At 37.4% G+C, this 12923-nt stretch carries 7 protein-coding genes; 2 read left to right on the forward strand and 5 right to left on the reverse strand.

Annotation, left to right across the window (positions count from 1 at the left end; all coding sequences use genetic code 11):
* The 5 genes from LBE40_RS02730 to LBE40_RS02750 form a co-directional block, all read right to left on the reverse strand.
* Window positions 1–1272, reverse strand: a complete 1272-nt coding sequence (locus LBE40_RS02730) for a beta-ketoacyl-ACP synthase (protein WP_004858922.1) — start codon at window positions 1270–1272, stop codon at window positions 1–3.
* 15 nt (window positions 1273–1287) lie between these two features.
* Window positions 1288–2463, reverse strand: coding sequence for a beta-ketoacyl-ACP synthase (locus LBE40_RS02735; protein WP_004858919.1), 1176 nt, complete (start codon window positions 2461–2463; stop codon window positions 1288–1290).
* 11 nt (window positions 2464–2474) lie between these two features.
* Window positions 2475–2759: an acyl carrier protein gene (locus LBE40_RS02740; protein WP_004858914.1), complete on the reverse strand. Its 285-nt coding sequence runs from the start codon at window positions 2757–2759 to the stop codon at window positions 2475–2477.
* A gap of 188 nt (window positions 2760–2947) precedes the next feature.
* The gene (locus tag LBE40_RS02745; RefSeq protein ID WP_004858911.1) at window positions 2948–5266 is read right to left on the reverse strand and encodes an NADP-dependent malic enzyme; all 2319 of its coding nucleotides are present in this window, start codon (window positions 5264–5266) and stop codon (window positions 2948–2950) included.
* 662 nt (window positions 5267–5928) lie between these two features.
* A complete protein-coding gene (locus tag LBE40_RS02750; protein WP_004858908.1) occupies window positions 5929–10491 on the reverse strand; it encodes an apolipoprotein A-IV repeat region-like domain-containing protein in 4563 nt (1520 codons plus the stop codon).
* A gap of 721 nt (window positions 10492–11212) precedes the next feature.
* On the opposite strand from LBE40_RS02750, the gene hfq reads away from it, so the two are divergent.
* Window positions 11213–11452 carry an RNA chaperone Hfq gene (gene hfq / locus LBE40_RS02755; RefSeq protein WP_040296949.1) on the forward strand — a complete coding sequence of 80 codons (240 nt, stop codon included), beginning with the start codon at window positions 11213–11215 and terminating at the stop codon, window positions 11450–11452.
* Window positions 11453–11507: 55 nt separating this feature from the next.
* Window positions 11508–12851, forward strand: a complete 1344-nt coding sequence (hflX, locus tag LBE40_RS02760; protein WP_004858903.1) for a GTPase HflX — start codon at window positions 11508–11510, stop codon at window positions 12849–12851.
* Window positions 12852–12923: the final 72 nt, after the last annotated feature.

Here is a 12923-nt window from a genome sequence, read left to right on the forward strand (position 1 = left end):
TTATTTTTTATATGCAGTGATAACAAGACTTGTATTTTGACCTCCAAATCCGAATGAGTTTGACAAAACCGCATTGACACAGGCTTTACGGCTATGGTTAGGAACAACATCTAAAGGGATAGTAGGATCAGGATCATCATAATTGATTGTAGGGGGAAGTATCCCAGATTGAATAGTTAAAAGCGAGAAAACAGCTTCTATAGCACCGGCAGCAGTTAATGTGTGGCCAATCATTGATTTATTAGAAGAGACAGGAATATTTTCTAAAATATCACCGAAGACTGTTGATAATGCGAGATACTCCATCTTTTCATTTTCGGGTGTTGAGGTTCCGTGTGCATTAATATAGTCAATTTCATTGATGGTTATTTTTGCATCATCTAAGGCTTTGCGAACTGATTCAATTGCTGGGGATGCATCAGGTTTTGAACGTGTACGGTGAAAATCATCTGCTGTTTCTCCACAGCCAGCTAAAATTCCTAAAATTGTCGCATTACGCTCTAATGCGCTTTTGAGAGATTCGAGAACAAGAGCGCCTGATCCTTCTGCCATAACAAAACCATCTCGATCACGGCTAAAGGGTTTTGCAGCTTTTTCTGCAGGATCATTATGGGTGGAAAGAGCAGACAATAATGAAAAACGGACAAGAGATTCTGCTGAAACTGAACCATCTGTAGCAATCGTGAGTGCACGATTCGTCTCTTCCCGTCGAATAGCTTCGACACCTAATTGAATCGCTGTTGCACCGGATGCGCAAGCGGTTGAAAGTGTAACAGGAAGTCCTTTTGTCCCAAATTTTTTCTGAAGTTTTTCTGCAATTGCCCCAAATTGTGTGGTTTCAAAGAGTGCTTCATGGAGCTTATGGCGGCAGACTTCAAGAAGATTTGTATAGGAAGGTTCATTATTAGACCCCTTTTGATCAAGAGTAAAACGCGCTTTCCACTCAAGCTCAACAGGAGGAGCAGCTAAAAAAAGTGGTCCATCAAAAATTTTCTTATCAAGAGCTGCTTGCTCTATAGCTTCTTCTGCTGCAAGATTCGCAAGTTTTTCAGAAAGAGCTGCAGCACCAAGTGTGCTTTCTTCAAGGAAATCAACTGTTCCAGCGATACATGTATTTAATCCTTCGACGGGAAAACGTGTTATTTTATGAATACCACTTATACCACTTGTTAATTTTTGCCAATTTTCGTGTTTTCCTTGTCCTAGTGATGTTACAACTCCTGCTCCAGTTATTGCGACAAGTGGACGTCCAGAATGATCATTATATGCCACTAATAGAAATCTCCTTCAAACAGCAGTTAGGTGGGCTATACCTTCAGCTCTTTTTATACCAATAGTTGTCACAAACGCTTGACGTACTTCTTTAGAAAAAGGCTTTTCATGAGCACTTAACGCTGGAAAACTGTGTTTTTTTTTGACAGCAAGTGCGGCAAGCGCAACGGCTAAAGGAAATTGCGCTTCCCGCATATAACCAAATAATGTTGTAACTCCGCGGTAAGATATATCAGCAGCCTCAAGAGCACTTTTTTCTGCTTCTGTTGCTTCGTGAAATCCTGAAGCAGCTGAAATGGTTAAAGCAGATTTAGCCTCTATTGTTTTCAACATTGATACAATTGATTTTTCAAGCGGGATTTTTTTTCTGTCTGTTTGATCCGTGATGATCTGGCTAATTTCAGCATAAGCATGTGCATTACGTTTTCTTGCGTGTTTTCTACTTTCAAGGACTAGAAAGACACCACCAGAACCAGTTATAACACCACCGCCAGGATAATTTTGACGTTCCCATACTGGTGCCCATCCACTGCGTGTTAAGAGTCCTCCAAGTTCATGGGACAACAACATATCATAGCTTTGTGCGTTATAAGAGCTTCCCACCAGTGCATGTGTACTCTGGCCTGAGCGAATACGAGCTACAGCAATTTGAAGTGCAGAAAGTCCGCTGCCTTCTTCTCCCATAAACGTACGAGAAGATCCTGTTACTTTGTGAACAATTGAAATATTTCCAGCTAAAAGATTTGAGAGTTGTGCCAAAAACAAAGTTGGACGAAGTTCAGTCGAAAGAACCGAATTTAACATGAATGCATGATCAGGTACTTTACGTGCTTGTGAGAGAATTTGTGTATCAACAACAATATCACGTTCTCCTCCACTTGCTGCAACGATCATATCCATTGTTGATGTTAATTGCTCATTATTTTTCATTCCTGCATCATCAAGAGCAAGACCAGCTGCATAGGTACCAAGGCGTTGCCATGTACCCATTTGCCGTTGATCACTTTTTTTGGGAATTTGTAAACTCCAATCAACTTCGGGCAATTGATGGACAGTGTAAGGTGGAAAAGTTGTACAATCAAGGTTTGGTGTAACTGGGGAATTGTTCAAGAGATCCCAATGATTATCAATCCCTTCACCCAGAGAGCTTATGATTCCTATCCCAGTAATGAGTACAGCTTGATCATGCATGGTAAAAAAAATTACTCCGCCTGTTTTAAGGCAACGAGTTCATCAATTTTTGCACAAAGATTTTTCAGAACAAAATATTCTTCCGTTGCAGCTGCACCTTCGTTGACTTCTTGCGTCCATTGTTCTAGTGGAATTTTAATTCCGAAAGCTTTATCAATAGCGAAAACAATATCAAGAAAATCAAGGCTATCGATTCCCAAATCGTCAATTGTATGGCTTTCAGGTGCAATTGTGCTGCGATCAATTTCACTGATTTCTGCTATAATATCAGCGACTTTATCAAACGTAGAGGGCAATGTCCGGTTCCTTATTATAGAGTTGATAAATTCAAAATACACATACCTTTCTTCTAGCCTTTTTTCTCTTCAAAAAAAAGACTTAATCAAGAATATAGCTATCTTTTCTATAGGCAAACGCATTTGCAGTGCATGAAATGCTACATTTCAAAACTTTGAAATTTTATTGTGAGTTTGCTTATTTTCATTTACTTCGTTTTGGAGTTTTTTCTATTTGCGGCGAGGACTGCAAGAGCTGTCATATTAACAACTCCTCTTGAAGTTACTGAAGGTGTAAGGATATGGACTGGACGTGAAGCTCCGATCAAAATCGGTCCTACATGGAGGGCGTTGGTTAGATTTTTTACGAGATTGAGTGTTATATTAGCTGCATCAAGTGTTGGAAAGACAAGTAAATTAGCTTCGCCTTTGAGACGTGAATCAGGAAAAACGCGATCACGAAAAACTTTAGAAAGTGCAGCATCACCGTGCATTTCTCCATCGGCTTCTAAATTTGGATATAATTCAGCAAGAATTTCAGTTGCGCGGCGCATTTTACGCGCACTTTCTGTATTTTTTGAGCCGAAGTTTGAGTGTGATAATAATGCTGCTTTTGGTGTTATACCAAATGCTTCAATTTCTTGTGCTGCCAGTACTGTCATTTCTGCCAATTCTTCTGCAGAAGGATCTTCATTGACGTAAGTATCTGTTAGAAAAAGAGTACGACGTGGAGAAATAAGCAAACTCACAGCAGAAAAATGACGAACATTTGAATCAAGTCCTATAACTTGTTCAATCAATTCAAGATGGCGTTCAAAACGCCCTTCTAAGCCACAAATCATTGCATCAGCTTCTTCACGCATTACAGCGAGAGCTGCAATCGCTGTTGTTGATGTTCTGACGATTGTTTTTGCAACTTCGGGTGAAACACCACGTCTTCCTGTGTAATGAAGAAATAAATTAACATAATCACGAAAACGTGGGTCATTTTCTGGATTTGTAAGTTCAAAATCTATGCCGGGGCGAATTCTTAGACCAAAACGTTTTAATCTCGCTTCTATAACATGTGGACGACCAATGAGGAGAGGAATCGCAGTTTGTTCTTCAAGCACAATTTGTGCAGCTCGAAGCACGCGTTCATCTTCACCATTGGCATAAATGATGCGTTTACGTTTTGCTGTTTTTGCGGCAGCAAAAACAGGCTTCATTGTTAGTCCAGAACGAAATACAAATCGATTAAGGGTATCATAATAAGCTTCCATGCTTTCAATTGGTCGAATCGCGACCCCCGTTTTCATTGCTGCTTTAGCAACGGCAGGAGCAATGCGTAGTATTAAGCGCGGATCGAAGGGAGAGGGAATGAGATAGTCTGGACCAAAACTGGGTGGTTTTTTTGAATATGCACGTGCTGCAACATCTGAAGTTTCTTCACGAGCGAGAGCAGCAATTGCATGAACTGCAGCCATTTTCATTTCTTCATTGATTGCTGTAGCACCGACATCTAATGCACCGCGGAAGATATAGGGAAAACAAAGAACATTATTGACTTGATTGGGATAATCAGAACGCCCTGTACAGATCATTGCATCAGGTCGCACAGAACGCGCTTCTTCTGGCATAATTTCTGGTATTGGATTAGCGAGTGCTAAAATTAATGGATTTGGAGCCATTTTTTTTAGATATTCAGATTTCAAAACACCTCCTGCTGAAACGCCTAGAAAAATATCCGCATTATCAATAATTTCGGATAAAGTTCGCGCATCAGTTTTTTGTGCATAATTGATTTTCCAGCGATCCATAAGTGTTTTGCGACCTTCATAAACAACCCCCTCTAAATCACTAATCCAAATATTTTTAACTTTTGCTCCAAGGCGGACTAAAAGGTTAATACAAGCTAGAGCTGCTGCACCTGCGCCCGAAGCAACTATTTTTGCATTTTCAATTTTTTTTCCTGAAAGATTTAACGCATTTAATACGGCTGCAGAAACAATAATGGCAGTTCCATGTTGGTCATCATGGAAAACTGGAATATTCATTTTAGCACGGAGTTTTTCTTCGATTTCAAAACATTCAGGAGCTTTTATATCTTCAAGATTAATACCACCAAATGTGGGTTCTAAGGCAGATACCGTTTGTACCATTTGTTCAATATTGGGTGCATCAATTTCAATATCAAAAACATCAATATTCGCAAATTTTTTAAATAAAACAGCTTTTCCTTCCATAACCGGTTTTGAGGCGAGGGGACCAATGTTTCCTAATCCAAGAACAGCAGTTCCATTCGATATGACGGCAACTAAATTAGAACGGGAAGTATATTGAGCAGCAAGATTTGGATCTCTATGAATTGCAAGACACGGTGCAGCGACACCCGGAGAATAAGCGAGAGCTAGATCACGTTGATTATCAAGAGGTGTTGTCGCTTGTATTTCCAACTTTCCAGGTTTTGGATGCTGGTGATAAAAAAGTGCGGCACTATCAAGTTCAGCTTTTTGTAAACTGAAATCACTATTTTGTTCTGTAGACATTTTTATGATATCCAGGTTTGTGTATGTTTATGTGAGATGTTCCATCTACTATAAGATTGTTTTCACTGATAGATCCTCATTTCTCTGAATATAAAAATACGTGAGCATAAGAAAATCTTCCTGGATCTTTAATCAGTTCGATGTTCCTTTGTGTTTGCGCTTATTAAAAAACTTCATCGGTATTAGCGCAATTAATCTTCTCTCCTTAACAAAATTCGCAGAAGCTCGTCATTTTAAAAAACAAGTAAAATATTACTAGCGGTTACATTACCAAGCAGTTATTTTTTTTGCAATGCTGGTGAGAAAGGAAAGAAGGGGGCTGTTTATTCATTGAGCCTGATTTTCATCAACATATGCTTTCTTTACATTTCTATAAGTGAGTATAGAACTCGTATACCATATTTGTTTTTATAAGAGAAGTGAAGGGGCTAGGGGGGGGAAGTAGAGGGAGCTATGCTTATTCTATTTATATGCTGTCTGCTAATTGATCATGCGTATTTAAAAAATAGAGGTATTGCTTAAAATATCACAAAAAATTTCATGCCAATCATCACTTTTATACATAACACTACATTTGCACTCAGTACATTACATGATGATGAGGGATAACTAAACTCAAAAAGGAAAAAGGGGAAAAAATATTTTTCCCCTTCTATTTGTATCTATTGAATGCGACCACTTGCATGAGCAAGCATAGTGTAGACTTTTCCAGTATCAGATGTCAAATATTTTCGAACTGAGTTAGAAGAACTAGAACTGCCAGATACATCACGTAATAATTTTTCAAAATCTACAATATACTGATTAACCGAGCGTTTAAAATCAATATCGCTCATATATTTTTTCTTAATCATCTCAAATATTGTTTTCCCATTCAAAGTATAAAGGCGTTCTGTTACAATATTTTTTTGTCCACGCTGATAATGATCCCATAGTTCAACGACAGCATTATGGTTAATAGCTCGTACTATACCTGCTGCTAATGCATTAAGAGATTCACTTGCAGGACGCGGTTTTGTTTGTATTGGTGTAAAAACAGCATTACTAGGCATTTCATCATACCATGATTCTTCACGTGAAGCTCTTTCTAGGAGGTTCGATACCCATTTATTTTGCCTTTTTTTGCTTTGATTTTGCTGCAAAATAGGTTTAGGCGGCACTATCTTCTTAATGACTTCAGGGGAAATACTATCGCTCCTTTTGGGCGTTGATGATGTAGGAATTATCGATATTATTGGCTCATTCGCATTCTGTTTATTGTTTTTTTGTATAACGCTTACCAAGTCCTTTAATGCTGTAATTTGTTCATTTAGAGCAGTGCGAATTGTTTGTGTTGTTTCTTTCGTCTTTGCAGGCAGCTTTTGAACATTCTCATTAATATCTTTATTAATTTTTGAAAGTTCTAAACGAACTTCATCAGCTGAACGACGTATATCTTCTGCTGCTCCTGAAAAACGCGTTGAGGCTTCATTAATAAGCTGATTAAGTGATTGTTGGAGTGAATATGTGGATTTACGCGCATTTTCGTCAGTGCGTTCAAGTGCTGAGTTGAGAATATTTTCATAATGCTCAATCAGTTGATTGATTTGATTAGATTTTGAAATAAGAGCATTGCTTAATGCAGAAAGTGTGTTGTGTTTTTCTTCAAGTGTTATACTGAGTGAGTTTTCAGATTGCTCGAGAACGCGAATAGTTTCAGAAAGTGTTTTAGCATGCTCACCAAAACTGCTTGTTATATGGCTAATTTGCTCAAATGTATTTTGTGATATTCCTTGCAGAACTTCAACGTTATTATTGAGCGCTTGATTTGAGGCTGATAAATTCTCTGCTACTTGGTTAGTGCTGCGGAAAAAATTACTCGCTGTTTCACTAAATTTACCATCAATATTTTGAACTGCTGATAATAAAACATCACTATTTTCATGGAATCTGTAAATTGATTGGTTTAATTGCGCAACGATGGATGAGACATTATTGACGAGATCTTCCTTCATAGCATTTACTGTTTGAAGTGTTTCAGAGTTGGTTTGTGCCAAGCTATTTACTAAAGATTCATTATGGGCATAAATCCTCTGTTCAGCATCTTGTGTTGAAAGGGAGAGTTGTTCACCGATATGCTGTGTTAAATAACCAATTGACTCTGTTGTACTTTGCGCAGCTTGATTTAAGTGGTTTGTCAGTTCTGTGATCTTTCCAACATGTTCTGAAATTTGAGTGGCTGTTTGATTGTTTGCTTCTTCCAAACGGCTACTCACATCAGAAAGCTGATATCCTAAATTATTTTTAAGATTCTGCATGGAGTGATGCAGAACATTGCAACGTTCGCTAAGGACTTGTTCAATTGCTGTTGTTGAAGTGTGAATTGTCTCATTTAACAATGCTTGCGCATTATGACTGGCCGTGGTGAAGGCTTCGACAGTATGAGCCGTTTGTTCAGATAACACAGACAGAACTTTTTCACTGGTATCGTAAACTGTTTGTTTAACGTTTGATACAATGCGATTACCAGATGCTGAGAGAACATTTTCCGCTTTCATAGCAACATCAGCTACAGATGAAAGAATTTGTTCACCTGTAGACGAAAGAATATCAGAGGCTTCTAAAACTTTATCACGTAAGCTGCCTGTAACAGTGTTAACCGAATCTTCTAATGTGATTCGTATATTATCAACGCTTGTTTCAAGTGTTTGTTGCATTATCTGGCTTTGTTCATTACTAAGCATGATAGATGTTTTTAATGTGTCAGAGCGCTCGTCAAAAGCAGATGTTTGCATCTCTATGGTTTCACATACTTGTCCAAGTTTTTCTGACAATGTTTCTTCTAGTGTGCTTGCACGTTCAAAAATTTTGTGTGCACGATTTTCTAAATTTGCGTCAAAAGATTCTATGCGTGTTTCAAGGGTTTCAAAGAATGTACCACTAGATTGAGAGAGAGTATTCTTTAGAATTTCAGCTTGGTTTTCGAGGTCTTTGATATGACCTTGTACAGTCTCAGTAATATTCTTATTGTTGGCAATAATTGCACTTTCAACTAAGTCTATTTGCTGTTTTAATGCGGTATCAACATGTATATCACTTTTGGTGATGAGATTATGGATCGTTTCCATCCGTTGCTCGAGTGTGCGTGCTTGATCTGCAAGAACTTCATTAAGAGAAAAACTATTAATCGCTAACGAATCACGCAGAGCGTCGGCACGTATATCAATATTTCTAGCTTGTGCTTCTAAAGCATCTTTTGTTGTATTGCAGCTTTGTACAATGACTTCTTGTAGTTTATCTGTACATTGAACTATATTTGCGAGATGATTTTCAGCGTGCTGATCAACGATTTGAACATTATCAATCAAAACTTTTTCAAGACTTGAAGTGTTTTGAGCTAAAATATCAATCTGATTTTTTAATGTATCAGCGATTTTATTCTTTTCGTTATCGAGCATGTCTGCTATTAGAGCTCTTTGATCAGAAAGTTGTAATTTAAAGTCTTGCGAACGCTCTTGTATGATATCAACAATCGCATTATCGACATGTCGAACTTCCTCTCTTAGTATTTCTTTGCTTTTGTCGATTGTGGAAAGAATAGTTTCATGTCCATTTGTAAACGCTTCGGTAATATCAGCCGTTCTTTCTTGGAGATTTGTATTAATTTGCAAGATATGATCTTCCAAGAAATTACTAAGTTTTTCAGCATTGTCTTCTAGAGTTTTGCTGCGAGCTATGAAGGATTCGATTATAGAATCGCTGTGCTCTTTAAGAGAGAGATCAACAGTTGCTAAACGGTTTTCAAAGGCTCCAATTGCTTCAGAAGTGACATTGTCAAATTTAGAAGAGAGTTTGTATGCTTTTTCATCGAGTTGTATGATTTTTTCATCAAAACCCTGCAGAAATTGATTATTGCGATCAATAATGGATTCATCTAGTGCTTTAAATTTTTCGTCAACATTATGGAGGGTCTGCTCTGTTGCTGTTTGTATATGTGTCGCAATTTTAGCGATGTGCATTTCAGCTTTAGCAGCTGTTTCATTAAAGGTTTTTTCTATTTGTTTTTCATTATTATCAAAACGTTCTGAGAAACCATCAAAGTTTTTTCCTAATTCATGGAAAAACTCTGTGTTTTTTTGCTGAATTTGTGTTGTGGTTTCATTAAATTTTTTAACGAGCTGATTTGTTACGCCATCACCGGCATAGGACAGTTTTGCAACAAGATCTTCTCCCTGTTTTTGTAAAGTCTGGGAAAGAGTCTGCACCAGTTTTTCAACATTGGTTACAATTTTGGAGGTAACTAAACCAAATTCATCACTTAGCTGTTCCTGTGTGCCTTTAATTGTTGATTGCACGCGATCAGCATGATTCAAAATGGCTATACGTTCATTGCTTAATTCTTTGATTAATGTATGAATACGCGATTCATTTTCAGCATAGGCTTGTTCCAGATTATGAACTTCACCTTGTATGATAGCTTCAAGTTCAACAGCACGTCCAAGGGTACGTTCAATTCCCTCGTTCATTGCTGCTACTTCTTCACGAATGGTTTGCCCTATAGCGATAGCTTGTTTTTCAGATATATGTTGTGGTTCACTGAGGCGCTGTGCAGCATTTGTCATAAGAAGAGCTATATTATGCAATTCGTTTGAACGTTTTGTTAATTGAGCGAATCCCCAAGATATAAGGATAGGGATTGCTGTTCCTGCTGCTACAGCTAGACCTGTTGAAGATGAAACAAAGGTAGTGATATTCGATAAGGAATTGAGGCTAGTGGGAGCTAACTTATGAGCTATAAAAGCACCTCCTGTTGCCCATAAAGCACTGAGTGCTGTTGTACACCAATATATTCTGGAGGTAGAACGCTCTTTTAATGATTCAAAATTTAAAGGAGTTGTTATATCATCGTTAGCAGGAAGAAGTTTTGTCGACAATAACGTGTTATTAACAGTTCCTCCTGAAAGTTCAGGTGCAGGTTTTGGAGCGAAAAGCTGCTCAACAACGGATTCATCAATAACAGCGTTGTCATGAATATCTGAGACGAGAGTTGAAGTACCATTTTCAGCAAAAATTTCTTCTTCTGCCATTGCAATCTTTTGAATCAAATCATCTACATTAATGACATTTTCAGAATTATTGAATGATATCGTTTCAATTGTAGCATTATCAAAATCAAAGTCCATAGCTTTCGTGAGAGCTTCTTCAACTTCAACTTCAAATGTTTGTAATTTGGTTCTGCGTGCCATACTCGCCTCGTACTCTTACAGACGGAAAAGGGATACGTCCTCCTCCAGATACTCCAATATACTAGCTGTTAATTATTTAGAAAGGAATATGTTCAGGGAAAAATTTTGAAAACTTATCAAGATAAAGTTAACGCGTTTCCTTTGTCATGTTCAAAAATAGTATAAAATATAATAAAAACAACGTAGTACTTGAGCATAATAAAAATAAAAATACTGTTTACAACTTTCGCGTATAGGTTAAAAATTATACGCCTTTTATATCTGAGTGAGAACAATTTGACAGTTAAGCACGGTGTAAAAAAATCTGTGGTGTGCAGATGCGTTTGTGTATGTGCAGTAGTCTATCTTTTCTTGTGTTGATGGTAAATTAATAAAGCATGCTATTATTTATTGCCTCATTTCCATTGATTTTAAATGAGAGAAATCAGCCATTATATCATTTGAAGGTGCGCATGGTGAAATTATAGTATGAGCAACGTTTTGAGACATAAAATAAAAGGTTATATTGACTTTCATTCATAAAAAATCAACGTAGGGAAAATCATATTTTATGATAGATTTTTAGGGTTGTGGTGCTCACTGCTTTAAAAAGGGTAGTTTTTTCTCGATATTAAGTTTTCTTTTGCTAATTTTTGAAGCTACTACGTTGACAATTGGATATTTTTCAGTCGATATGCGTGCACGAATATTTCATGCAATTCGAGATGAAGGTGTAAGAATAATGGCAGAACGATCACAACACCTGCAAGATGTATTTTTAAATACGGTGCGCAAGCAAAAAATTTCTCTTACAATTTTTCTTGTAAATGGCGTTAAACTGACGGGTATTGTAACCTCGTTTGATAATTTTTGTGTCCTTTTACGTCGTGATGGACATGCACAATTGGTCTATAAGCATGCTATTTCTACAATTATGCCGGGACAACCTGTGCAGATGTTTGAAAGTGAAAATTCTGAATAAGAAAATTAATTTACTTTAGTCTTCTTACTCCATTTTATAAAGTGCTTAGATTGCCGTGATAAATGAAAATGAGAGATTTTGGGGATTTTCTTCACAGGTTGCAAAACAGGTGCGCGCACTTGTTGTGGTACCGATTTTCCAAGAAAATAAAGGTGAAGGTGCTTCCAGTAGATGTTCAGTATCTTCTCGGGTTAAAGAAGCGTTGGGGTTGGCGCGTGCTATAAGGTTGGAAGTCGTTCATTATGAAGCGGTTAATATTGCTGCGCCTCGTCCTGCAACTTTATTGGGAAAGGGGAAAGTAGATGCGCTTGCCCATTATATAAGTGAATATTATATTGAGCTTGCGGTTGTAGATTATTTTTTAACACCAGTGCAACAGCGTAATTTAGAAAAATTATGGAATTGCAAAGTTATCGATAGAACGGCTTTGATTCTTGAAATTTTTGGGGATCGTGCGCAAACAAAAGAAGGGGTTTTGCAAGTCGAATTAGCGCATTTGTCTTATCAAAAAAGCAGGCTTGTGCGCAGTTGGACACACCTAGAAAGGCAACGTGGTGGTCGTGGTTTTTTAGGTGGCCCTGGTGAAACTCAGATTGAAGCGGATAGGCGTATTTTGCAAGAGAAAATTATTCGTATCCGCCGTGAATTGGAAACAGTTATTAAAACACGTGCTCTTCATAGAGCTAAAAGAAAAAAAGCATCCCATCCTGTTGTAGCTTTAGTAGGATACACAAATACGGGAAAATCAACTCTTTTTAATCAGTTAAGTGGTGCAGATGTCTTAGCAAAGGATATGTTGTTTGCAACGCTTGATCCAACTTTGCGCAAAGTTATTCTTCCTCATGGAAAAACTATTCTTTTATTTGATACGGTAGGTTTTATCTCTAACTTACCAACGCATTTGATTGCAGCTTTTAGAGCAACCCTTGAAGAAGTAGTTGAAGCTGATCTCATTCTTCACGTGAGAGATATGGCAGATGTTGATCATTATGCGCATGCCAAAGATGTTTTAGAAGTGCTTTCAAGTCTTGGTATCAATGTTGATGATACAGAGCATATCATAGAAGTTTGGAATAAGATTGATCTATTGGATGAGCACGCATTGAATGTTTTGCAAACAAGCGCAAAAACACGGTTAAATCCTGCAGCAATGGTGTCAGCGCTTATGAGTGATGGTCTAGATCAACTATTAACAGTAATTGAAAAGAAAATTTTTGGAAAAATGCAAAACGTTGAATGTCTATTAAGACCTCATGAAATGTCGCTTATTGATTGGTTTTATGAAAACTCTTGTGAAATAATGCAGGAAGGACATGATGATGGTTCTGTTACCATTAGAGCAGTGCTTACCTCTGAAGCAAAAAAACGACTAGATCATATCAAACAGAATATGAATTAAAGTTTTTTTGAGATATTTCTGTACATTTTTTCTTCATTTTTAAGCTTTTCTTATCGCAGAATAATATGACTT

It is taken from the genome of Bartonella taylorii, assembly GCF_023920105.1.
GTDB classification, from domain to species: Bacteria; Pseudomonadota; Alphaproteobacteria; order Rhizobiales; family Rhizobiaceae; genus Bartonella; species Bartonella taylorii.

What these genes read in the sequence shown, in the direction of transcription:
- LBE40_RS02735 (WP_004858919.1), bottom strand. Translation starts at nt 2,463, where the DNA reads ATGCATGATCAAGCTGTACTCATTACTGGGATAGGAATCATAAGCTCT.
- LBE40_RS02745 (WP_004858911.1), bottom strand. Translation starts at nt 5,266, where the DNA reads ATGTCTACAGAACAAAATAGTGATTTCAGTTTACAAAAAGCTGAACTT.
- LBE40_RS02750 (WP_004858908.1), bottom strand. Translation starts at nt 10,491, where the DNA reads ATGGCACGCAGAACCAAATTACAAACATTTGAAGTTGAAGTTGAAGAA.
- hfq (WP_040296949.1), top strand. Translation starts at nt 11,213, where the DNA reads ATGGCAGAACGATCACAACACCTGCAAGATGTATTTTTAAATACGGTG.